This window comes from Rhizobium sp. UGM030330-04, assembly GCF_003208455.1.
Classification (GTDB): Bacteria; Pseudomonadota; Alphaproteobacteria; order Rhizobiales; family Rhizobiaceae; genus Agrobacterium; species Agrobacterium rhizogenes_A.
On sequence record NZ_QKML01000015.1, the window covers coordinates 25,432 to 47,393 of the forward strand.

The following is a 21,962-nucleotide window of genomic DNA, read 5'->3' on the forward strand; positions in this document are numbered from 1 at the left end:
CAGAGTGACTGCGAGATTCTCACTTTTTTCGTCACTGATCGCGGTGGCGTTGTTGGGGTCGCCCGTCGTTACGCAGGCTGCTTCTTTTAAGGAACTGTCAGGGCAGGGCTACAAAGTTGGAGCCCTCTCGAGCAACAAGGCGGGAATTCGAGGCTGGAACCTGTCTAAAGGTTCTGACCGCTATTTTTGCGAGATGCGCGCGACCATGGCCTATTCGGGAAAAAATGGCATGGTGTCCTTCACCAGTGCCGGGCGCATGATTTCGCTTGATCGCAATACCGTTGAGAAAAGGCTGGGCGGTTCGCTAAATCTGCCCAAATATGAAGATCTTAAAGCCGGCCGGTTGCGGGCGGACGATGTGGGCTCCTGCCGCAAGCTGATGTAATCCACTGAACTGGAGAAGCCCGCGACGACCCGGTCGCGGGCTTTTCGTTGCCCGGCATAACCGTTCTTAGCCTTTTATTAACCCTGTTCGTTAAGATTATGGAAAGCACCATGAATTGCTTCGGTGCGTGAATGAGCATGAAACGGCTCTGACCAACAGGGGGTGTCATGTCAGTCATCACTTTCGCCAATACCAAGGGCGGTGCCGGAAAAACCACCGCCGTGCTGCTTCTGGCAACCGAACTGGCCCGCAGCGGTCACCGCGTGACGGTTCTGGATGCCGATCCGCAATTGTGGATTTCCCGCTGGCACGAATTATCAGGTGATATCGAAAATCTTTCGGTGATTTCGCATGTGACGATGGCCTCGCTTGAGGGCCATATTCGCGAGAATAAAACCAGCACTGACTGTTTCATCATCGATCTGCCGGGAGCGAAGACCCCGCTTCTGACCATGGCTCTCGGCATTTCCGATCATGTGCTGATTCCGGTTCAGGGCTGCGCCATGGATGCACGCGGGGCTGCCGAGGTTCTGGACCATATCGAATTTCTGAACCGCAAGATGGGCAAGGAGATTGCTCATTCCATCGTGCTGACGCGGGTGAACGCCATGGTGGCGACGCGTTCGCTGCTGCTGGTCAAGATGCTGCTGGCCGAGAAAAATGTCTCGGTTCTCAACACCCCGATCGTCGAGAGAGCCGCCTATCGCGATATTTTCGACCTTGGCGGCACGCTTCTCTGTCTCGATAAGACCAAGGTGAGCAATATCGACAAGGCGGTCGAGAATGCCAGAGCATTCGCGGGCGAAGTGCTTGGCCTGCTGCCGAAACGCCTGTTGCGGCTCGGTACGCCACCCGCGCGCCTTTTCACCCGTAAAGCCGCCTGAAATATTGCTTTCAACTTTCGATCCGTCTGCGGCGCTCATAACCGCAGACGGATGATGATGCCTTGGACCATCGGTGGCCGTCGGGCTTGCCGGCGTGTCAGCCGTCGCTTTTCAGCGATGGCTTCATTATTTGCTTGATTTGGAAATGATCATTTCCTATATTCCGGCCATGAGCAATACCAGCCACAATCAGTCCGAGGAACAGCGCCATCGCGGCAGGCCGCGCGAGTTCGATATCGACCGCGCGCTCGATGGTGCGATCCGGGTTTTTTCCAGACGCGGTTATCACGCCACTTCCGTCGGTGATCTTACCGATGCGATGGAGCTGGCGCAGGGCAGTCTTTACAAGGCCTTCAAGGACAAGAAGGCCGTCTTCATCGCCACGATGGAGCGCTACAGGATCGTACAGACCGAGCGTTTCGAGGCGGCGGTGGCCGGTTACGACACCGGTCGCGAACGCCTGCGGGCAGGGCTGATGTTTTATGCGGAACGGTCGCATGGCGGTGCTGGCTCTGATGGCTGTCTGGTTGTCGGTGCCGCTGCCGATCTGGCGGCGCTGGATGACGACATTGCCGTTGTGGTCGAGCGGGCCGTCAAGGCGAGGGAGCGGATTGTCGCCCGCCTCGTTGCCGAGGGGCAGAAGGATGGTTCGGTGAATTCCAGGGCCGATCCCGATGATCTTTCCCGGGCGATGCTGTGCATGATGTACGGCATGCGCGTGGTGGGAAAGACGGGGCGCAGCCTCAAGGACATGGTGGCCGTGGTGGATATCGCCATGAAGCTTGCCGAGTGAATTTATGTCTATTTAGGAAACGTTCGTTTCCATATTGGAGAAAATGATGACGACGCGTGTAATTGAAGGGGAGGATGTTGATGCAACATCCCTTTCTCCGGCTTTGACTTTTCTGCTGGCGACAGCCTGCGGGTTGATTGCCGCCAATCTTTATTATGCCCAGCCGCTTGCCGGCATCATCGGGGCGGAGCTCGGTCTCTCCGCCGGCGCTACAGGCTTGATCGTGACCCTGACGCAGATCGGTTACGGTGTCGGCCTGCTGTTCGTCGTGCCGCTCGGCGATCTCGTTGAAAACCGCAAGCTGGTCGTCGGTTCCGTCTCGATGGCGGTGCTTTCCCTTGTGGCAGCGGCATTCGCGCCGCATGCGGCCCCGTTCCTGATCGGGGCCTTCCTGGTCGGCGTCAGTTCGGTGGCAGTGCAGGTCATCGTTCCCTATGCCGCGCACATGGCGCCGCACGCCATTCGTGGCCGGGTGGTCGGCAATGTCATGAGCGGGCTGATGGCTGGCATCATGCTGGCGCGGCCGGTCTCCAGCCTGCTGTCGGAAGTCGTTTCATGGCGCGGCGTCTTTCTGACGTCGGCGGCAGTCATGGCGCTTCTTGCCGTCGTGCTCTTCCGGCTTTTGCCGCCGCGCATGCCGGAGGCAAGGCTGGGTTACGGCTCGCTGATGGCCTCGATGGGCAGACTTGCCCTCCACACGCCGATCCTGCGGCGGCGGGCGATCTACCATGCCTTCCTGTTTGCCGCTTTCAGTCTGTTCTGGACCACGACGCCGCTTTATCTGAGCGGACCGCATTTCAACCTGAGCCAGGGTGAGATCGCGCTGTTTGCGCTTGCCGGTGCTGCGGGCACCGTGGCTGCGCCAATTGCCGGGCGGATGGCCGATCGCGGCTGGACCCGTGCGGCGACTTTCCTGGCATTGGTGGCGGTGGCGCTCTCCTTCGCCGTCACGCATCTTGCGCCCGAAGGCTCGCATCTGGCGCTCGCCATCTTGGTGGTCGCTGCCATCGTTCTGGATTTCGGCGTCACCACCAATCTGGTGCTTGGCCAGCGGGCGATCTTCACGCTCGGGGCGGAATTCCGCAGCCGTCTGAACGGCATCTATATGGCGACGTTTTTCATGGGCGGCGCAATCGGTTCCGCCGTGGGCGGCTGGGCTTATGCTGTCGGCGAATGGCAAGCCGCCTCGTGGATCGGTTTCGCCTTACCGGTGGCCGCCCTGCTGTATTTCCTGACGGAAAAGCACGACTGAAACGCTGCCAAATGAAAAAAGCCCGACGGACCAAACCGCCGGGCTTTTTCTCTTTTATTCCGGTCGATCCTATTCCGCGAATTCAACCACAACGCCGGGGCGGACCATCTTTGCCAGTTCGGTCGCATCCCAGTTGGTCAGGCGGATACAGCCGTGGCTGTTTGTCTTGCCGATCTTTGAAGGTTCCGGCGTGCCGTGAATGCCGTAGGTCGGCTTAGACAGGGCAATCCAGACGGTGCCGACCGGGCCGTTCGGACCCGGCGGGATTTGCAGGATCTTGTCGTTCTGGCCCTGCTTGAAATTGATCTTCGGATTATAGGTGTAGCCGGGATTGAGCGCGATGCGCTCGACCGTATGCGTGCCGCTCGGCGAGGGCGTATCCGTGGAACCGATGGTGGCGGGATAAGCGGCGATCAGATTGCCGTCCTGGCCATAGGCAAAGACCTGCTTGATGCCCTTATGTGCTACGATGCGGGCCACCTGTCCCTTTTTCGTCTCGCCCGGATTGACCACCTTGATGATGGTGCCGGGCACCGTGAAGTCGATGCCGGGGTTCAGTTCCTTCAGATAGTTCTCATCCATATGGAAGCGCTCGGCGAGCGCCTCGGAGGTGGAGGTGAAGGACAGAGCGGGCAGCTGCGACTTTTCGGCATAGTCGTCCGGAATGGAGGCGACATAGGGGCCGGCGGCATCGGCGGCGGTAATGGTGTAGTCGACGATCGGCATGCCGCCGGAAGAGCGCAGGCGTTCCAGAATGTCGTCGGAATTGTTCGGGTCCAGCTTTTCGCCGGTCATGTCCTGCCAGGCGGCAATGGCCTTGTTGACGTTGTCACCCATCTTGCCGTCGATAACGCCGGGCGAGATGCCTTCACGGTCGAGGAAAGTCTGCAGTGCGACGATCTCCTGACGGGAGCGATTGACCGGTGTCGTCACCGGCGTGTGGCGTTCGATCAGGTGATCCGGCTGCGGAACGGCGGCCGTGGTGCTTTCGCCGGGCATGGGCTGGCCGAGCGGTCCGCTTTCCACCGCGCCGGGTGCGGGAACGGAGCCGGTATAGACATTGTCGTCGGTGCCATCGCCACGGTATTCGCGATAATCACGCACGCTGCCATTGTCCTGATAACCGTAGTCGCGCTGTGGCTCACGGTACTGGCCGCCGGGGGCGGGCGGATAATAGGTGGTGTCGCGCTGCTGGCGCGCCTGCTGCCGTTGCTGCTGGTAACCGGAGGGCATTTCGGTGGCCAGCAGATTGCCGTACTGATCGTAAAACACCGTGCGACCCATGGCATCGCGGCTGATGACGATATCGCCGCGCTCCGGCATGAAGTCGAGCACGCGGCCGTCAGGTGTCACCAGCATCGTCTGCTGGTCGCCATAACGCTGCTGCGCGCCAGCCTGTAGCGGGGCGAAAGCTGCCACTACCGCGACTGTCAGACCCAGAGCTGCGTTAAGAAACTGTTTCACGATTCTGCTATCCCTTGCTTGTTCACCGATAAACACACCGCAATCTTGACCCTATTGTGAAAAAGGTGAATTCGCGGTTAATGCAATCTTAATTTCCGTCACGACTAGTAGCGTTTCCGTGATTCATGCGTTTTTACCGCCACAGGGAGGTTGTCTTGCGTTCGTTTCAGGCCGGCAAATCGCCACGCATTTTCCTTGATGAAACCTCCGTTTTCGATATCGGCGCCTGCGTCGTCGATGGCATCGACATCGCGCCCGGCCGCGCCATTCCCGATGATGGCGATGCGCGCATCGATCATTCGCTGGAAGGCTTTCTCTTCACCTGCGGTCCCGATCATATCCGCCATCCCGAACCGATCGAAGGTGACGGCGAGGGGCGTCGATATCCGTTGCATGGGTCCTTTTCCTCGCATCCGGCAAAGATAGTCGCCTTCGATGTTCATGAGACCAATGCACTGGCGCGCGTCGAGGTTCCCGTAAAGCTTGCCGATGGCGGCACTGCGTTGCTGGAGCGGACATGGCGCATTGATGGCGAAAGCGGCGAAGTCAGCCTCGATGACAGGGTCATCAATACGTCAGACCGGCCGATGCCGGTGTTCCTGATGTATCACATGAATGTCGGTGCCCGTCTGTTTGACGATGCGGTGCGGCTGGAAGGCGCAATGCTGGATGGCGGCGGCCATGGCTGGCGTTTCGGCGAGGAGCCGGGCAATGTTTTCTGTGTTCCTGCCGGTAATGACGAATGGGCGGAATTGAAGCTCGGTCCCGTCGCGGCCATTGGCGGGAAGACGCTGACCGTGCGTTTTCGCACCGAGACGCTGCCCTATTTGCAGATGTGGCGCAACCAGCAGGAGCCGGCCAATGTGCTCGGCATCGAGCCGGTTTCGCATCGCTGGGTGGGGCGGAGCGAGCTTGAAGCTGCCGGTGAGTTCAATATTCTCCAGCCCGGTGAAAGCCGTTCCTTCGGCTTGCGTTTTTCCATCCTCTGAATGCCGTACCGAATGAGGACACCGCATCATTGACGCATGGGTTTTGAGCCCTTACATCGGATGCGGATTTCTAAGGGTGGCGAGAGCGTGCCAGCGGCGCGGATGCCGATTTCAGCGGAGGCATAAGATGGATATCAGGCGCATAGACGACGAATATTCGGTAACGGGACAGATCACCGTCGCCGATCTGGATGAGGTCAAGGCACTCGGCTTCAAGTCGATCGTCTGCCACCGCCCGGACGGCGAAGAAGACGGCCAGCCGCTTTTCGCCGATATTGCCGAGCGCGCAGAGCAGCTCGGTATTACCATCATGCATGTGCCTGTCGGCCGTTATGGCGTCGACGCCGATGCCGTTGCCGGCATGGTGGACGCGCTTGACGAATTGCAGCGCCCGATGCTCGGCTATTGCCGTTCCGGCGCGCGCTCCACGGCAATCTACGAAAAAACCCATCACCTGCGCGGCTGATTTTTCGCGCATCATTTTGTTTTCAAATGCCAATCAACAGGAGTTTTCCATGACCATCAAGCGTATCGAGCCGGGCAAGCGCATGAGCGGTGCCGTCGTTCACGGCAACACCGTTTATCTGGCCGGCCAGGTTGGCGAAGGCACCAGCGTGACGGAACAGAGCAAGTCTGCGCTGGCTGAAGTCGACCGCCTGCTGGCCGCTGCCGGCTCCGACAAGTCGAAGGTCCTGCAGACCATCATCTACCTCTCCGACATGTCCACCTTCGGCGAAATGAACGCCGTCTGGGAAGGCTGGATCGACCCGGCAAACCCGCCGGCCCGTGCCACCAGCGAAGCAGCGCTGGCAACGCCGGACTACAAGGTTGAATTCATCGTGACTGCTGCTCTCTGAGCAATCATTTGATGTGTCATTAAAAAGGCCGGGTTGCGACTTGCAGCCCGGCCTTTTTGCTGCCGGAGTGTAAGTTGACCCCTGTAAGGCAAGGGCGTTAGTCTAACGTGGTCCGGATGGGCTGAATTGTGCCGCAAGGGCCGTTTCGCAGCCGTGCTGCTTGATTGCCGCGCCAAGTGCGTGTTCGTAAACTTGGCGAGCGCTCTCGATACGCGCGCGTCCGTTATCTGTCAGCACCGTGTAGACACCGCGTTTATCGTCGGGACAAAGGTCGCGAACGGTAAGTCCTGTCCGTTCCAGACGTTCGACCAATCTTGAAACAGAACTCTGGTTCAGACAAAGATGCGCAGCAAGATCCTGCATCCGCAATTCGCCGTCCGGTGAGATGAACAGCGCTTCCAGCGCACGATATTCCGAAAGCCCAAGTCCGCAGGCGGTTTGCATCGCTTTTCCGAGGTCGGATTCAACGTTGCCAACGGCCTGAGCAAGTTTCAGCCATGCATCGTGTTTCGGGGGCATATGGGCTACGTGCTCCTGGAGGAAAGCTATCTTAGCCCATATGTATGTTCATACAATCATGTCTTCAAGCCGATGGAATTTGATCCGGCGATTGCTTTGTACTGTCGGCCAGCTTCAGCCACACGACACCGAAGATGATGATTGAAAGCCAGAATGTCTGGATGAGGTTTAAAGGCTGATCCAGCAAAAGACTGCCGCAAACCGCAGCGCCAACCGCGCCGATTCCGGCCCACACGGCGTAGCCAAGCCCGACGTCGATGGTCTTCAAGGCAACGCTCAGGAAATAAAGTGTCAGCAGAAAGAAAATCGCGGCAGCGATCGACCAACTAGGTATGGTGAAAGCCTTGCTCCCACCGACGCTTAGCGCGTAACCGATTTCGAAGCCGCCAGCAAGCAGCAGCATCAACCATGCGCGCCCGGCATTCGCTTTATCTTTCATGTCTTTATCCTTTCAGGCTTAAGTATTTGTCTTGATTGCCATGCTCGATCTTCACGCTGCGCCGCTCAGTCGGAGGCCTATGACGCCGCCGATCACCAGAAAGATGCCGGTGATCTTCTTCCAATGCAGTCGTTGTCCGAAAAAAATCGCTCCCAGAACCACGATGCCGACGCCGGCAGCGGAGGTCCAGATGGCATAGCCGACCCCAACGCTGAAGGTGAGAAGCGCAAAACTGAGAAAAACCGTTGCGATTGCGCCGCTGATGAGAGTGGCCACGGTCCACCACGGGTGGGTGAAACCCCTGGCGTTTCCTGCTGATATGGCGACCGCGATTTCAAAGATCACTGCGGCCGCAAGATACATCCAATGCATTGTCATTCTCCGTTAGGATGGTTGTGTGCGTTGTTGGTCTAATCTCCCTCTCACCGTTATGTGGCCGATGGAGCATGCATTGCCCTCGCGCATGATCGCTCAGATCACACGTCATCTATTTAATTGCATGTACATGCATATAATTTGCGACAGCAGAGGTCAATATGTCTATGCTGAATTGGTAACGCCTGTTGTTGTGCGGGGCGGGGGAGGTGACTGCCACGCGACGGCGCGCTCCAGTGGCTGCATGGCGCCGGTTGATTGTAGGAACTCTGGAGGGAATACCGGTCGAGCCTGTTTGTCTGAGGCCCTTGGCGGGTTCACTCTGCAATCGGGGCTATGCGTTGCTCAAGTTCGTTCAATGCCGCCACCCTCTCCGCAAACCACAGCCGTGCCAGATCGCTGGCCGAAGCGAGATCGATACCATCTGGGTCGATGGAGGTGATCGTCCAGCGACCGGCTTTTGCGCCGGCGAGAACTGCCAACCGCGACGCTTCACCCTTGATGGCGTTGAGGCGCGCCGCTTCGCTTTCCGTCGCAGCCATCAGTTCCGCCGCGCCTGAGAGATCGGTGCGCAGGTCGGCCGGGGTGATGTTGCTGGCATTGCGGGCCGGGCCGCCATTGATCTGCACGCCTTCCGTCCGCAGCCGGTAAAGCCTCGTGTCGGGAAGGGAGAGATAAAGTTTCGCTTTGGGGTAACGGGCAATGTAGCGCCTGATGGCGAGTTGCGTCTCATCCGGGCCGAGTTGTTCCACCTTGCCCACCAGTGTCAGCCGCGGCAGCGTCAGCGCATCGCCCTTGCCGAAGGGCGCGAGCGTCAGCGAGACGCGTGGGTCGGCCTCCATGTTGCGGGCGTGCAGCGCCAGGCCGGCCGCGAAGAAAAACGGCGTGCCATCCGGCTCGATACCGATATTGGTGGCAGTCGTGTAGGGATAGCTGCTGACCGGATCGAGCGTGGCGAGCGCCGCCGTGCGGGACGTGTGCAGCACATCGCGGGCCACGCGTACCGCCTCGAAAGGCGCACCGGCCGAGGGCTCGATCTTCGCGCCGCGTGGGGTGATGACGGGAGGGGCAACGTCCGGCATGTCTTATCCTGAGTTAGTGGATGCTGAGAGAAGCGTAAAACCTCTCCACGTCATGTCCTGGCCTGTCCCGTGCATCTGCAACCGATCGATTTAGCGCGACGTGGTTGGATCCTCGGGACAGGCCCGAGGATGGCGTCAAGCGAGCGTCAGGATTTACACCATGCCGGAGGCATGTCCATGCGTCATGTCAGCTTTTTGTCCTGATCTGTGTCAGCGTGCGCGTTGGCGTGATCGCTTCCGGGTCCAGCTTCACCTCGATGATCGCAGGCTTGCCGCTTGCACGCGCCCGCTCGAAGGCAGCGGCGAAGTCTTGCGTTCTTTCCACCGTTTCGCCGTGGCCGCCATAGGCTTTCGCGAAAGCGTTGAAATCGGGATTGACGAGATCGGTGCCGCTCACACGGCCGGGATATTCCCGTTCCTGATGCATGCGGATCGTGCCATAGGTGCCGTTATTGACCAGCACGGTGATGATCGGCAGGCCGTAGCGCACGGCGGTGATGAATTCCTGTCCGTGCATCATGAAGCAGCCGTCACCGGCAAAGCAGATCACCTCCCGCGCCGGGAACAGGTGCTTTGCGGCAACCGCCGCGGGTAAGCCGTAGCCCATCGAGCCGGAGGTCGGCGCCGATTGCGTGTTGAAGCGGCGGAAGCGGTGGAAGCGGTGCACCCAGGTGGCATAGTTGCCGGCGCCATTGGTGAAGATGGCGTCCTCAGGCACATTGGCTTCGATCCAGTCCATGATCGGACCCATCTGCACCGGGCCGGGGCCGGTCTGCGGTGGCGTGGACCAGTTGAGGTAAGCGGTATGTATGGCGGCGGTGCGCTCGGCCCATGCAGCGTTTGCCGGAAGCGAGATGGAGGAGAGGGCGGCGACGAAATCATCCGGTGCGGCGCAGATTGCGAGATCGGGACGGTAAACGCGGCCAAGCTCTTCGGCTTCCGGATAGATGTGGACGAGTTTCTGCGACGGGTAGGGGATGTCGAGCAGCGTATAACCGGAGGAGGGCATCTCGGAGAGGCGGCCGCCGAGCAGAACCACGAGATCGGATTCCTTGATCTCCTTTGCCAGCGCCGGGTTGATGCCAATGCCGACATCGCCGGCATAGGAAGGGCTTAAGTGATCGAACAGCATCTGGCGGCGGAAGGAACAGCCTACGGGCAGCTTGTGGTTTTCGGCAAATGCCCTGAAGCTTGCCACGCTCTCCTCGGACCAGCGTGTGCCGCCGATAATGAAGATCGGCCGTTTTGCCTCGCCCAGCATTTTCGCGAAGGCCGCGATCTGTGACGGGCCGGGATGCGCTTCGACCGGCGTGTAGGGCTTTGCCTCGGGCGCTTCGACCTCTTCCACCAGCATGTCTTCGGGCAGCGTCAGCACCACCGGGCCGGGGCGGCCGGAGGTGGCAACAGTGAAGGCGCGGGTGACGAATTCCGGGATGCGGCGGGCATCATCGATTTCGCCCACCCATTTGGCGAATTCGGTGAAGGCGCGGCGATATTCCACTTCCTGAAAGGCTTCGCGCTCGCGGGCTTCGCGCTGCACTTGGCCGATGAACAGGATCATCGGAATGGAATCCTGCCTTGCGATGTGCAGGCCGGCCGAGGCGTTGGTGGCACCCGGACCGCGGGTCACCATGCAGATGCCTGGTTCGCCCGTCAGCCGGCCCCAGGTGTCGGCCATCATGGCGGCGCCACCTTCCTGGCGGCAGACCACGGTTTCGATGCCGCTTTCATAAAGCGCGTCCAGCACCGCCAGATAGCTTTCGCCCGGAACGCAGGAAACGCGGGAGACACCATTGGCCTTCAGCGCTTCGACGATCAATTGCCCACCGGTTCTTTTCATGGCGTCGTGGTCCTTTCGATGTTTTCCAGTTCGGCCAGCACCTGCGCCTGATGTTCGCCGAGCTTCGGGCTCGGACGTTCATAGTGCAGCGGCGTCTGTGACATGATAATCGGTGTTCGTACACCGGGGATGACCGTGCCATCCTGAGCTTCGAGATCAATACGCAGGCCGCGTGCCTGAACCTGTGGATCGGCGAACATTTCCTCGATGGAATTGATTGGCCCGGCCGGCACGGCATTCTGCTCGCAAGCGGTCAAAAGATCGCGCTTCTGCCATTTCAGCGTTTCGGTGGAAATGATCTGCCGGACTTCGACCTTATGCGCCACGCGGGCCTTGTTCGTCGCGTAGCGCTCGTCATCGGCAATCGCGCCTATGCCGAGGATATTGCAGAGGCGGCGGAACTGGCCGTCATTGCCGACCGCGAGGATGAGGAAGCCATCGGCCGTCGGCACCACCTCATAGGGGGAAATATTCGGATGGGCATTGCCGAGCCGGACGGGCGGCTTGCCGGAGATCAGGTAATTCATGTTCTGGTTGGCGAGCACGGCCGACTGCACATCGAGAAGCGCCATGTCGATATGCTGGCCTTCGCCTGACCGTATGGCGTGGATCAGCGCGGCCTGAATGGCTGTCACGGAATAGATGCCGGTGAAGATATCGGCAACAGCCACGCCAGCCTTCATCGGCTGGCCATCCGGTTCGCCTGTTATCGACATGAAGCCCGACATGCCCTGCACGATATAATCATAACCGGCGAAATCGGCATAAGGCCCGGTCTGGCCGAAGCCGGTGATGGAGCAATAGATCAGCTTCGGATTGAGCGCCTTCAGGCTCTCGTAATCGAGGCCGTATTTGGCAAGTCCGCCGCGCTTGAAGTTTTCGATGACGACATCGGCGGTGCGCACCAGCCGGCGCACCAGCTCGCAGCCTTCAGGCGTTTTCAGATCGGCGACGATGGAGCGTTTGCCGCGATTGGTGGCGTGATAATAGGCGGCGGAGAGGTTTTCGCCTTCCGCGCCTTCAACGAAGGGCGGTCCCCATGTGCGGGTGTCGTCACCGCCTTCGGGGTTTTCCACCTTGATGACATCAGCGCCCATATCGGCCAGCATTTGCCCCGCCCAGGGACCGGCCAGAACACGCGCAAGCTCAATGACACGAATGCCTGATAGTGGTGGTTTCCTGTTCGGCATGTCGGTCATCTGTCCCCCGGTCTTTTGTGCCTGCCGGTTATAGACCGCGCCTTGCCCCGCCGCATGTGATTTTATCTCATGGACTTATTCCGTTTTGGAACGGCACTGAACTGGGGCTGACACGGCAGCTTCGACATTCGTTGTGTTTTGAGAGTCCCCTAATTCCGTCATTCCGGCTCAAGGCCGGAATGACGGGGAGGGCGTTTTACTGTCATCCACGACGCGGCCGCACCAGGCGGCGAAATCCGCCGCTGCCGCCTGCCAGCCGATCTCGTTCAGCGTCTCGTGCCGCATGCCCTTGTAGATGGTGTGTTCGACATGGCTGAAACCTGCCTCTCGAAACCGCTCTGCGAGCCAGACGATCTCCCTGCCGTCATTGGTCGCGGCGTCCTGATCGCCGCTGACCAGCAGAAGCGGCAAAGTCTTCGGCAGACGCTCGATGAGCTTCGGGGCGCGATAGGAGAGTTCGAAAACGTCCTGCCACAGGGAAACGCTGGCCTCGAACTGGCAGAGCGGGTCTTGCACATAAGCATCCACCGCCAACCTGTCATGGCTCAGCCAGTCGGCGTGGGTGCGCCTTTCCGGCATTTTCGCGTTCCAGGCGCGGAAGGTCGCTTTCGGCAGGATGGCGCTCGGCACGTCCGAGCCCTTCAGCATCTTTTCAAGCCGCAGCACCACCTGCGCGATGCGGCCCATGACGCCGGGATTGAGATTGGAATTCCAGATCGACAGGCCATCGAAGGCATCCGGATGGCTGACGGCGGTGTTGAGCGCCACGAGGCCGCCCATGGAATGGCCGAACAGGATGACCGGCAGGCCGGGATGTCTCTCGCCGATCATGATGCGCATCGCCATGACATCGGCGACCACTTTTTCGGCGCCATCCTTCCAGGCGAAGCGGCCGATCGGTGCGTCCGCCGCTTTCGTGCGGCCGTGGCCGCGATGGTCGTGGGCATAGACCTCGAAACCCTGTTTCGCCATGACACCGGCAAAACGGCGGTAGCGGCCGGCATGTTCCACCAGACCGTGGCAGATCATCAGCACGCCCCGCGCCGGTGAAACAGCCGAGGGCAGGTGGCGAAAGGCGATGGATGCGCCGGAAGGAGCCTCGAGCCTCTCGATCCGGCTGAAGGCGAAGTCATCAGTCGTCTCATTCATCGTCGCACCCAGCGTGTCATCATGTGCCTTGTCATAATCATGGGGTCATAATCGTGCCAGAGGTTGCCCCAAGGTCCTATTTACCCTACATAGCGGCAAATTTCCCGATACGTACTCTTAAAAATCCGATGTGGAGCATTCGCTACAATGGCACGTCAATTCATCTATCACATGGCTGGGCTGAACAAGTCCTATGGCGCGAAGAAGGTTCTGGAGAACGTCCATCTCTCCTTCTACCCCGATGCCAAGATCGGTATCCTCGGCCCGAACGGCGCCGGTAAGTCGACCGTTCTGAAAATCATGGCCGGTCTAGACAAGGAATATACCGGTGAAGCCTGGCTCGCCGAAGGCGCGACGCTCGGTTATCTCGAGCAGGAACCGAAGCTCGACGAAAACAAGACCGTGATGGAAAACGTCATGGAAGGCGTGGCGCACAAGACCGCCATCGTCGACCGCTACAACGAACTGATGATGAACTACTCCGACGAAACGGCGGATGAGGGCGCAAAGCTCCAGGACATGATCGACAGCCAGAACCTCTGGGATCTGGAAAATCAGGTCGAAATGGCCATGGACGCCCTGCGTTGCCCGCCCGGCGACTCGGCCGTAACAGGTCTTTCGGGCGGTGAGCGCCGCCGCGTGGCGCTGTGCCGTCTGCTGCTTTCGCAGCCGGATCTGCTGCTGCTCGACGAACCGACCAACCATCTTGACGCGGAAACCATCGCCTGGCTGGAAAAGCATCTGCGCGACTATCCCGGCGCCGTGATGATGATCACCCACGACCGCTACTTCCTCGACAATGTGACGGGCTGGATTCTCGAGCTCGACCGTGGTCGCGGCATTCCCTACGAAGGCAACTATTCCGCTTACCTGCAGGCGAAAGCCAAGCGCATGCAACAGGAAGCCCGCGAAGATGCCTCCCGCCAGAAGGCCATCAGCCGCGAAAGCGAGTGGATCGCCTCCAGCCCGAAGGCACGCCAGACCAAGTCCAAGGCGCGTATCAAGGCCTATGACGAGCTGGTGGAAGCGGCGGAAAACCGCCGTCCCGGCGATGCGCAGATCGTCATTCCGGTTGCCGAGCGTCTCGGCCGCGTCGTCATCGAAGCCGACAATCTGACGAAGTCCTTCGGCGACCGCGTGCTGATCGAAAACCTGTCCTTCAAGCTGCCGCCCGGCGGCATTGTCGGCGTCATCGGTCCGAACGGCGCGGGTAAGTCGACGCTGTTCAAGATGATCACCGGTCAGGAACAGCCCGATAGCGGTTCGGTGACTGTCGGTGAAACGGTGCAGCTCGGTTATGTCGACCAGAGCCGCGATACGCTGGCGGGTGACAAGACCGTGTGGGAGGAAATCTCCGGCGGCAACGACATCATCAAGCTCGGCAAGTTCGAAGTGAACTCGCGCGCCTATTGCGGCGCCTTCAACTTCAAGGGCGGCGATCAGCAGCAGAAGGTCGGCAATCTCTCGGGTGGTCAGCGCAATCGCGTTCACCTTGCCAAGATGCTGAAGGCCGGCGGCAACGTGCTGCTGCTCGACGAACCGACCAACGACCTTGATACGGAAACGCTGGCAGCGCTCGAAGAAGCGCTGGAAGCCTTCGCCGGTTGCGCCGTTATCATCAGCCACGACCGCATGTTCCTCGACCGTCTGGCCACCCATATCCTCGCTTTCGAGGGTGACAGCCACGTGGAATGGTTCGAAGGCAACTTCGAAGACTACGAAAAGGACAAGGTCCGCCGCCTCGGCCCGGAAAGCATCAAGCCCGGCCGGGTCAGCTACAAGCGCCTGACGCGCTGATCCTTTTCCGCATCGCTTCAGAAAGGCCCGCCGCAAAGCGGGCCTTTTCTTGTGCAATAAATGGAGTTGATGGCGGCGCATTACAGTTTGCGCTTGCATCGAACACCAGATCGACATAAAGATATCTTTATATCTTGATTAGCTTGCGAGGCGCGGCAGAGTGGCGTTCGGTCTGGACAAATTGGTGGATCTCCTGAAGGCGGCGGGTGAGCCGACGCGCTTCCGTTTGCTGGCGCTTCTTTCGGCCGGCGATCTGACGGTTACCGATCTTACTGAAATCCTCGGCCAGTCGCAGCCGCGCATCTCCCGTCACCTCAAGCTTTTGACGGAAGAGGGGCTGATCGAGCGTTATCAGGAAGGCGCATGGGCCTATTTCCGCTTGCGGCAGGATGGCGAGCCTGCGGGCGTCGTGCGGCAGCTGCTTGCCGCTGCATCGCCCTCTGACGCGGTTCTCCAGCGCGACAGCGAGCGGCTTGCCACCGTCAAGCGGGTGCGGGCCGAACGTGCACAGGATTATTTCAGCCGCAACGCATCCGCCTGGGACGAGTTGCGCCGTCTGCATGTCAGCGACGAAGCCGTGGAAGGCGCGTTGCTGAAGCTGGTGGGAACCACCCCGATCGATTCCCTTCTCGATCTCGGCACCGGCACCGGCCGTATCCTGCAGCTTCTGAGCGGCATCTATCGCCGTGCGATCGGTGTGGATGCCAGCCGCGATATGTTGTCGGTGGCGCGCGCCAATCTCGACAAGGCGGGCGTGGTCAATGCATCCGTCCGTCATGGTGATATTCTCAACCTGCCGCTGGAGGGACAGGATTTCGATCTGATCGTCATCCATCAGGTGCTGCATTTCCTCGACCAGCCGGAAATCGCGCTTTCCGAGGCCGCACGTATGCTGCGCCCCGGCGGGCGGCTGATCGTCATCGATCTTGCGCCGCATTCCTTCGAATATCTGCGCGATGAGCACGCGCATGTGCGGCTCGGTTTTTCGCATCCGCTGATGGAAGAATGGCTGAAGAAGGCCGGGCTTTCGCTGGAACGCGCTGTCGATCTTCATTCTGAAAAAGCGTCCGACGAGGCTCTCGACGTGACGATATGGGTTGCCCGCGACCAGCGGCTGCTGATGGCAGACGATGTGGTGCAAGAGGCCGTTTTACTTGCTGCCGGGAGGGCATGATATGTTGAGGTCGGAAACCGCGCGCCGTGATGGCGATATCCGGTTGTCTTTCGAATTTTTCCCGCCCAAGAATCCCGAGATGGAAACCCAGCTCTGGGAAACGGTTGCCGAGCTGAAGAAGTGGAATCCGGATTTCGTGTCCGTGACCTATGGCGCGGGTGGCTCCACCAAGGCGCCGACGCTGGATGCGGTGCGCCGTATGATCGGCGACAGCCACCTGCCGACCGCCGCGCATCTGACCTGCGTGGATGCCAGCCGTGACGACGTGCATCAGGTCATCGAAGAGTTTAGCAATGCCGGCGTTCGCCATTTCGTGGCGCTGCGCGGCGACCCCTCGACCGGTATCGGCACGGCTTACAAGCCGCATCCCGAAGGGTATGAGAATGCCGCCGCATTGGTGAGAGGCCTGCGCGAGATCGGCGATTTCGAAATTTCCGTTTCGGCCTATCCGGAAAAGCATCCCGAAAGCGCAAGCGAAGCTGTTGATATCGACATGCTGAAGCGCAAGGCGGACAATGGCGCGACCCGGGCGCTGACGCAGTTCTTCTTCGATAATGACGTGTTCGAGCGTTACATGGAGCGGGTGGCAGCGGCGGGCATTACCATTCCGGTGGTTCCGGGCATCATGCCTATCCAGAACCTTACCCAGCTCAAGCGTTTCGCCGGCCGCTGCGGCACCAGCGTTCCCGGTTTTCTGGATGAGCGTTTTGAAGGTTATGACGAGGATCTGGAAGGGCGTGCCCGCGTGGCCGCCGAAGTTGCGGCCGAGCAGATCGCCGATCTGCAACGGCGTGGTTTCAACGAGTTCCACCTCTATACCATGAACCGTGCGCCGCTGGTCGACGCCGTGCTCGAAAATCTCGGGCTGGAGCGTCTGCGCCGCAGCGCCGCCTGATCCAGGCAACAGATTTCAGGCAGAAAAAAAGCGCAGGTCCCTAAGGATCTGCGCTTTTCAAACTCGTGTCACTACGGTTCTTCACTGCGTTTGGTCTTCACGTCTCGTCAGATGAAAAGCATCATCGCTACGAACAAAAACGCCAAACCGACTGCCAAGGCATTGAGAGATTTTGTAAGTCCCATGGGTGCCTCCTGTTGTTGACAGGGTCGATAATATGACCGTTTTGTGGCAGTTGAAAAGCGGTTTTTGTGATGCAGTGCAGCACGCTTTGGCATGGTGTAAAAAAGTAAATTCTATAATATATTGAAAATAAAAGATTATTTTCTTATCACGCAGTGCTTCATATGTTTAAAAAAAGTAAATGACCGGGGTGTTATCCCCAGTCATCCGGTCGAGATTAACGATTTCCGCCTTGATTCCGGCTCACAGATTAAAGGCCTGGCAGCGCCGTTAAGATTGCTTAAAGCGCCTGCAGAAGCGCGGCCGACGGCCAGCCATCCGCGGGCATGCCGAGGCGCTGTTGCTCCTTCTGGATGGCGACGCGGGTGCCGGAACCGAGAATGCCATCCACCTTGCCGACATTGTGTCCGCGCGCCTCAAGCTTGGTCTGAAGCTCTTTCATGGTCGCGTCATCGAAGCCGGGCTCGGGATTACCCTTGTTGTAGACAGGGGAGCCCATCAGGCGGGTGGCGAAATAGGCGGCCGATGTCGTGTAGATGAACGACTGGTTCCATTCCAGATAGATGTTGAAATTCGGATAGGTGATGAAGGTCGGTCCCTTGCGGCCCTGCGGCATGATGAGGGCCGCGGGCAGGGAGGCGAAGTTCCTGTTGCCGTCACGCGGGGTTACGCCCAGCGCAAACCATTCACCGGCGGTCAGCGGACCGCCGAGGCCGGATTTTTCCCAGGGCAGGTTTTCCGGCAGGGAGACTTCCTGAATCCAGGGTTCGCCCTTCTTGAAGCCGAGATGCTGGATGAATTTGGCCGCCGTCAGAATGGCATCCGGGGCGCTGCTCTTGACGTTGATATGCCCGTCGCCGTCTCCATCAACGCCGAAGGCGATGATGTCCTTGGGCAGCATCTGCACCTGACCGATTTCGCCCGCCCATGCGCCGGTATTGGTGGCGGGATCGAGGTCGCCGTGCTGGACCATTTCGATCAGCGCCAGCAGCTGCGGACGGAAAAGTTCCGGGCGACGGCAATCATGCGAGAGGGTCACCAGCGCGTTGCGGGTGTTGAAATCGCCCTGAACGGCGCCGAAATCGGTTTCCATGGCCCAGAAGGCGGCGATGACGCCGGCCGGTACACCGTATTCACTTTCGGCGCGGGCGAAGGTGGAGGAGAGTTCCTGCAGCTTCCTGCGGCCGATATCGAGGCGAGCCTGGCTGACGGTACGCTGGGAGAACTCCAGGAAGGTCTGGCGGAACACACCCTGCGCGCGGTCACGCGAGAGCACCTTCGGGTCGACCTGCGCGCCGGCAAGCGCCTTCTGGATCGCATCGGCCGGAATGCCTTTGGCGAGCGCGTCGGCCTTTACGCCTTCAAGGAAGGCGCCGAGATCACCGCCGCAGGCAACCTGCTTGGGATCGTCAGGCGAGGCCACGGGTGGCGTGGCGAAGGCGGAGCCGGTGGAAAGAAGCGACAAAGCGGCGGCAAAAACGATGCTGCGCGACCGGAAGGTGGACATGGGAATTTCCTCAATGGGTTGTAGGCCCGCTTTACCCATATGTTTGCGACAAAAAAACGGGTCTCGCGGTCTGGCGACAGGTGAGAACGCGGTTTTTTTGAATGTGTTGCTTCTTGGCCGTGTTTATTTGGCGGAAGCGACCCATTTACGCCAGTTTTTCTCGCTGCCGGCAAAGACATTGATATCGGTCGGACCGTTCACGCCGGGCACGACGCCGGTTGCCGTATATTGCCAGAAGGCCCATTGCCGGTCTTCATAGATCTTGGTCGGATGCGCGGCGACGGAGCGCACCCAGAAATGATAGTCCTTGAACTGGCCGACGAGATTGTCGCGGTGGAAATCGACCGAGGTATAGATGATCGGGCGTTTGCCATAATGCGCCTCGATACGGTCGAGGAAACGCTGCATCTCGGCGCGAACGATGCCGGGCGCCGGGCGCGTCTTGCAGGTGGGCGAGGCCGGGTTCCATTCCACGTCGAGAACCGGCGGCAGGGTGACGGCGTCCTTCGGCACGTTGCGGATGAACCAGTCGGCCTGCGCGTCGGCGGTCGAGCAGAAATAATAGAAATGATAGGGCGCGTGCAGGATATTCGCCGCTGCGGCGCTGCGCCAATGGTCACCGAATTTCGGGTCGATGCGATCCGATCCCTCCGTCGCCTTGATGAAGACGAAGGAGACGCCAGACTTGCGCACGGTCGGCCAGTCGACATCGCCATTCCATTTGGATACGTCGATGCCATGCACCTCATGACGGTGCGGGTTGTTCATGCCGAAATCCTGCGGATCGGTATCGGAAAATTTCGGCTTGGAAACGGATGCGGTTTCAAGCAGGTCATAACTCGTGGATGTGCAGCCGCCGATCAACAGCAAAGCCGACAAAAGTGCCGATAAACGCAGCCGCATTGGAACCCTGAAGAAAGTGTTGTCCATCCCACGGCCGCAAAAATGGCGCGCCGCATCTCCCGATTTACCCATAACATGGTAAACAAGCGGTTATGGCAAGAGGCACCGCGCCTTTTTGCGCCCTGCAAGCCACTGGATTTGAAGCGATTTGCGTTTTTGTGGCGGCAATGGCCGATCAGCGCCGCAGGAAACGCCCCAAAGCCCGCCGCTGCCGCTGCGCGGGCTGAGGTGCTGAAATCCCTTCGAGAATCAGGCGTCGGCCAGGATGCGGCTGATTTTCGGTTGCTCCTGGGGCACGGGAAGCGTGATGACGGCCCGCCACGCATAACCGCGGGCGATCTCCTCGAATTCCAGATTGCCATCGAAACGACCGGCCATATTGGCCAGAACGTAACGAAGATTGGCGCGGGGCGTGACGTGAAAACGGGTGAGCCATGCCTGCAGAAGAGTGCGGAACCACTTCGGCAATTGCTCCTGCTGGCCGAAATCGACGATATGCAGGGAGCCGCCGGGTTTCAGGGCCGTGAGCGCCTGTTCGATCGCTTTTTCCCAGTCCGGTATCATGGACAGCGCATAGGGGATCATGACACGGTCGAAACCGTCGGGCTGACCGAATTCGGCGGCACGGAAGGCGGTGGCGTCGGCCACGCGCAAAAGCGGACGCTCTGCCTTGCCGGCAAAATTCTCGGATGCGGTCAGCAGCATTTCGGCGGAAATATCAAGGCCGAACAGTCTGGCCTGGGGAAATTTGCGGCTGGCCAGCAGCAGGTTGCGGCCGGTGCCGCAGCCGACTTCCAGCAGCGTGCCGCCCTTCGGCACGTCGAGACTGGAAATGGTCCTGTCGCGGCCGAGCAGGTAATATTTGCGGGTGATATCGTAGATATGCCGCTGATGGCGATACATGCGGTCCATCAGGCCCGCATGCGCGCTGTCTGCAAGGCCCACATTCTCGCCGATGGTTTTCATGCCATAGCCCTTTGATAGATATGGAAGCCGCCATAGATGGCCGAGCGGTCCATGGCGTTCAGCTCTTTCGAGCGCTCTTCGAGGTAGACCCACTGGTTGCGGATGTCGGTGGAGAGCCGGCCTTCGATGACGCTTTTTTCGGCGGCGGTGCGGAAGATGACGCGCGCGCCGGCTGCGGCGGTGCGGCTGATCTGCGACCATAATTCGTTGAGCTGCGCGTCCGTCATCCAGTCCTGCGCGTCGAGCAGGATATAGCGGTCGACGGCGCTTGCCGGTTTCTTGGAAAGAAGCTCGGTATAGGTGGCATGATGCACGGCGACGCGGGCGGTGTTGTTGCGGATCGTTTCGTAATATTCCGGCTTGAGATAGGCGGGCAGGGCACCCTCATGCGGCTCGGGATAACGGCGTGCGAAGGCCTGCCAGGCGAAATAATTGTCGCTGAGCGGAAAGTTGCAGGCAAGCTTTTCCAGCCGCTCCTTGAGCACGGCGGCAACCGTGCCATTTGCGGAAAGGCTTGCGAGCTCGTCATATTGGCGGGGCGGAATGCCGAGGCCGAACAGCGAGCTTTTGCGCTTCGTCAGCCAGCGCACCACCGGCTTGTCGAACAGCGGTGCGACCTTGCTGTCGAAGAACTGGCGCTGTTCGTCCAGTGTACGGCTGTTGGCCATTTCGGTGAGCTTCACGCCGTGCAGGCGGGCCATGAGGTGGCCGGCGCCGATGAAACGGCCGAGCAGACCGGTGCGATAGATATTCCGGTCAAACACAGAAATGCGGCGGCGGCCGGTCAGCGTGCGCTTCGACCAATAGGCCTTGGTCGTATCGTCGAGGTGGTCGGCGATGAAACGGTCATAGCCATGGCTGTTGCTGCGGGTATTGGCGCGGCCGAAGTGGCGCACGACATCCTGATGGGCGGGAAGGTGGCGGAAGGCGGCGAGCTTCAGCTTGTTGAGGGCGATGTGATGCGGGTTCAAATCCACGACATCGATGCTGGCAGGGTTGCGGGAGAGATAGGCCAGCATGTTGCAGCCGCCGGAGCCGATGGTGACGATGCGGTGACCTTCGCCAAGCTCCATCGCTTCCATGTCGATTTCCGGGTCTTCCCAGATTTGAGGGTAGACGAGACCGGAAAAAAGAACTCCGAAGAACCGTTCGGAAAGGCCGCTTTTCGAGAGTGCCTTGTGCTGGAGCAATGCGGACTTCAGTTTCGTGTTTTTGCTGAAGCCGGTCTTGGGTGCCGCACTCGTCATATGTTCACCTCTCAGTCGATTGAGAGGCCTCTACAGCCGTGACGCTACAGTTTGATGACAGGG

At 59.7% G+C, this 21,962-nt stretch carries 22 protein-coding genes; 10 read left to right on the forward strand and 12 right to left on the reverse strand.

From position 1 onward, the window contains the following. Positions 1-4: 4 nt before the first annotated feature. The 4 genes from N434_RS20880 (at position 5) to N434_RS20900 (ending at position 3,314) form a co-directional block, all read left to right on the forward strand. A complete protein-coding gene (locus N434_RS20880; RefSeq protein ID WP_110760159.1) occupies positions 5-385 on the forward strand; it encodes a hypothetical protein in 381 nt (126 codons plus the stop codon). A 167-nt stretch (positions 386-552) separates the two neighbouring features. Continuing rightward, on the forward strand, positions 553-1,269 hold the full coding sequence (locus N434_RS20890) for an AAA family ATPase (RefSeq protein ID WP_065113795.1): 717 nt from the start codon (positions 553-555) through the stop codon (positions 1,267-1,269). Positions 1,270-1,414: 145 nt separating this feature from the next. After that, positions 1,415-2,062, forward strand: coding sequence for a TetR/AcrR family transcriptional regulator (locus N434_RS20895; RefSeq protein ID WP_110760240.1), 648 nt, complete (start codon positions 1,415-1,417; stop codon positions 2,060-2,062). 46 nt (positions 2,063-2,108) lie between these two features. Beyond that, the gene (locus N434_RS20900; protein WP_181424037.1) at positions 2,109-3,314 is read left to right on the forward strand and encodes an MFS transporter; all 1,206 of its coding nucleotides are present in this window, start codon (positions 2,109-2,111) and stop codon (positions 3,312-3,314) included. A gap of 69 nt (positions 3,315-3,383) precedes the next feature. On the opposite strand, the gene N434_RS20905 is transcribed toward N434_RS20900, so the two are convergent. Next, on the reverse strand, positions 3,384-4,778 hold the full coding sequence (locus N434_RS20905) for a L,D-transpeptidase family protein (protein ID WP_110760161.1): 1,395 nt from the start codon (positions 4,776-4,778) through the stop codon (positions 3,384-3,386). Positions 4,779-4,933: 155 nt separating this feature from the next. On the opposite strand from N434_RS20905, the gene N434_RS20910 reads away from it, so the two are divergent. The 3 genes from N434_RS20910 to N434_RS20920 all read left to right on the forward strand — a co-directional run bounded on the left by N434_RS20910 (position 4,934) and on the right by N434_RS20920 (position 6,624). Beyond that, on the forward strand, positions 4,934-5,767 hold the full coding sequence (locus tag N434_RS20910) for an aldose 1-epimerase family protein (RefSeq protein WP_110760242.1): 834 nt from the start codon (positions 4,934-4,936) through the stop codon (positions 5,765-5,767). A 127-nt stretch (positions 5,768-5,894) separates the two neighbouring features. After that, complete coding sequence (locus N434_RS20915; protein ID WP_110760162.1) at positions 5,895-6,233, forward strand: protein tyrosine phosphatase family protein; 339 nt, start codon at positions 5,895-5,897, stop codon at positions 6,231-6,233. Between the two features lie 49 nt (positions 6,234-6,282). Beyond that, positions 6,283-6,624 (forward strand): RidA family protein, encoded by a 342-nt coding sequence (locus N434_RS20920; RefSeq protein WP_052818029.1) that lies wholly within the window; start codon positions 6,283-6,285, stop codon positions 6,622-6,624. 102 nt (positions 6,625-6,726) lie between these two features. Here N434_RS20920 and N434_RS20925 read toward each other — a convergent pair whose 3' ends face one another. From N434_RS20925 to N434_RS20955, 7 genes are all read right to left on the reverse strand, one after another. Beyond that, positions 6,727-7,143, reverse strand: a complete 417-nt coding sequence (locus tag N434_RS20925; RefSeq protein WP_110760163.1) for a MarR family winged helix-turn-helix transcriptional regulator — start codon at positions 7,141-7,143, stop codon at positions 6,727-6,729. A gap of 64 nt (positions 7,144-7,207) precedes the next feature. After that, entirely contained in the window at positions 7,208-7,582 is a 375-nt protein-coding gene (locus N434_RS20930; RefSeq protein ID WP_110760164.1) for a DMT family transporter, read from the reverse strand. Positions 7,583-7,633: 51 nt separating this feature from the next. Continuing rightward, positions 7,634-7,954: a DMT family transporter gene (locus tag N434_RS20935; RefSeq protein ID WP_110760243.1), complete on the reverse strand. Its 321-nt coding sequence runs from the start codon at positions 7,952-7,954 to the stop codon at positions 7,634-7,636. Between the two features lie 320 nt (positions 7,955-8,274). Further along, entirely contained in the window at positions 8,275-9,039 is a 765-nt protein-coding gene (locus N434_RS20940) for a HugZ family pyridoxamine 5'-phosphate oxidase (protein ID WP_110760165.1), read from the reverse strand. 187 nt (positions 9,040-9,226) lie between these two features. Next, positions 9,227-10,879, reverse strand: a complete 1,653-nt coding sequence (locus tag N434_RS20945) for a thiamine pyrophosphate-binding protein (RefSeq protein ID WP_110760166.1) — start codon at positions 10,877-10,879, stop codon at positions 9,227-9,229. Beyond that, on the reverse strand, positions 10,876-12,078 hold the full coding sequence (gene caiB / locus N434_RS20950; protein ID WP_110760167.1) for a succinate--glutarate CoA-transferase: 1,203 nt from the start codon (positions 12,076-12,078) through the stop codon (positions 10,876-10,878). The genes N434_RS20945 and caiB overlap by 4 nt, the downstream gene beginning before the upstream one ends. A 168-nt stretch (positions 12,079-12,246) precedes the next feature. Further along, positions 12,247-13,227 (reverse strand): alpha/beta fold hydrolase, encoded by a 981-nt coding sequence (locus tag N434_RS20955; protein ID WP_110760168.1) that lies wholly within the window; start codon positions 13,225-13,227, stop codon positions 12,247-12,249. Between the two features lie 147 nt (positions 13,228-13,374). Between N434_RS20955 and ettA the strand changes: the two genes are divergently transcribed. From ettA to metF, 3 genes are all read left to right on the forward strand, one after another. After that, positions 13,375-15,024 carry an energy-dependent translational throttle protein EttA gene (gene ettA / locus N434_RS20960; protein WP_065113786.1) on the forward strand — a complete coding sequence of 550 codons (1,650 nt, stop codon included), beginning with the start codon at positions 13,375-13,377 and terminating at the stop codon, positions 15,022-15,024. A 160-nt stretch (positions 15,025-15,184) separates the two neighbouring features. Beyond that, on the forward strand, positions 15,185-16,198 hold the full coding sequence (locus N434_RS20965) for an ArsR/SmtB family transcription factor (RefSeq protein ID WP_065113785.1): 1,014 nt from the start codon (positions 15,185-15,187) through the stop codon (positions 16,196-16,198). Position 16,199: 1 nt separating this feature from the next. Beyond that, positions 16,200-17,093, forward strand: a complete 894-nt coding sequence (metF, locus tag N434_RS20970; RefSeq protein ID WP_181424038.1) for a methylenetetrahydrofolate reductase [NAD(P)H] — start codon at positions 16,200-16,202, stop codon at positions 17,091-17,093. Positions 17,094-17,556: 463 nt separating this feature from the next. Here metF and N434_RS20975 read toward each other — a convergent pair whose 3' ends face one another. From N434_RS20975 to N434_RS20990, 4 genes are all read right to left on the reverse strand, one after another. Continuing rightward, entirely contained in the window at positions 17,557-18,783 is a 1,227-nt protein-coding gene (locus N434_RS20975) for a lytic murein transglycosylase (protein ID WP_110760169.1), read from the reverse strand. Positions 18,784-18,906: 123 nt separating this feature from the next. After that, entirely contained in the window at positions 18,907-19,686 is a 780-nt protein-coding gene (locus N434_RS20980; RefSeq protein ID WP_065116015.1) for a glycoside hydrolase family 25 protein, read from the reverse strand. Positions 19,687-19,935: 249 nt separating this feature from the next. After that, a complete protein-coding gene (locus tag N434_RS20985) occupies positions 19,936-20,652 on the reverse strand; it encodes a class I SAM-dependent methyltransferase (RefSeq protein ID WP_161991708.1) in 717 nt (238 codons plus the stop codon). Next, the gene (locus tag N434_RS20990; RefSeq protein WP_065113781.1) at positions 20,649-21,899 is read right to left on the reverse strand and encodes a BtaA family protein; all 1,251 of its coding nucleotides are present in this window, start codon (positions 21,897-21,899) and stop codon (positions 20,649-20,651) included. Before N434_RS20990 ends, N434_RS20985 begins: the two co-directional genes overlap by 4 nt. Positions 21,900-21,962 lie beyond the last annotated feature (63 nt).

Excerpts from the sequence above, each read along its gene's own strand:
- N434_RS20915 (WP_110760162.1), top strand. The coding sequence starts at position 5,895 with ATGGATATCAGGCGCATAGACGACGAATATTCGGTAACGGGACAGATC.
- N434_RS20975 (WP_110760169.1), bottom strand. The coding sequence starts at position 18,783 with ATGTCCACCTTCCGGTCGCGCAGCATCGTTTTTGCCGCCGCTTTGTCG.
- N434_RS20985 (WP_161991708.1), bottom strand. The coding sequence starts at position 20,652 with ATGAAAACCATCGGCGAGAATGTGGGCCTTGCAGACAGCGCGCATGCG.
- N434_RS20930 (WP_110760164.1), bottom strand. The coding sequence starts at position 7,582 with ATGAAAGATAAAGCGAATGCCGGGCGCGCATGGTTGATGCTGCTGCTT.
- N434_RS20900 (WP_181424037.1), top strand. The coding sequence starts at position 2,109 with ATGACGACGCGTGTAATTGAAGGGGAGGATGTTGATGCAACATCCCTT.
- N434_RS20920 (WP_052818029.1), top strand. The coding sequence starts at position 6,283 with ATGACCATCAAGCGTATCGAGCCGGGCAAGCGCATGAGCGGTGCCGTC.
- N434_RS20925 (WP_110760163.1), bottom strand. The coding sequence starts at position 7,143 with ATGCCCCCGAAACACGATGCATGGCTGAAACTTGCTCAGGCCGTTGGC.
- N434_RS20935 (WP_110760243.1), bottom strand. The coding sequence starts at position 7,954 with ATGCATTGGATGTATCTTGCGGCCGCAGTGATCTTTGAAATCGCGGTC.
- N434_RS20940 (WP_110760165.1), bottom strand. The coding sequence starts at position 9,039 with ATGCCGGACGTTGCCCCTCCCGTCATCACCCCACGCGGCGCGAAGATC.
- ettA (WP_065113786.1), top strand. The coding sequence starts at position 13,375 with ATGGCACGTCAATTCATCTATCACATGGCTGGGCTGAACAAGTCCTAT.
- N434_RS20980 (WP_065116015.1), bottom strand. The coding sequence starts at position 19,686 with ATGCGGCTGCGTTTATCGGCACTTTTGTCGGCTTTGCTGTTGATCGGC.
- metF (WP_181424038.1), top strand. The coding sequence starts at position 16,200 with ATGTTGAGGTCGGAAACCGCGCGCCGTGATGGCGATATCCGGTTGTCT.
- N434_RS20895 (WP_110760240.1), top strand. The coding sequence starts at position 1,415 with ATGATCATTTCCTATATTCCGGCCATGAGCAATACCAGCCACAATCAG.
- N434_RS20945 (WP_110760166.1), bottom strand. The coding sequence starts at position 10,879 with ATGAAAAGAACCGGTGGGCAATTGATCGTCGAAGCGCTGAAGGCCAAT.
- N434_RS20955 (WP_110760168.1), bottom strand. The coding sequence starts at position 13,227 with ATGAATGAGACGACTGATGACTTCGCCTTCAGCCGGATCGAGAGGCTC.
- caiB (WP_110760167.1), bottom strand. The coding sequence starts at position 12,078 with ATGACCGACATGCCGAACAGGAAACCACCACTATCAGGCATTCGTGTC.
- N434_RS20990 (WP_065113781.1), bottom strand. The coding sequence starts at position 21,899 with ATGACGAGTGCGGCACCCAAGACCGGCTTCAGCAAAAACACGAAACTG.
- N434_RS20890 (WP_065113795.1), top strand. The coding sequence starts at position 553 with ATGTCAGTCATCACTTTCGCCAATACCAAGGGCGGTGCCGGAAAAACC.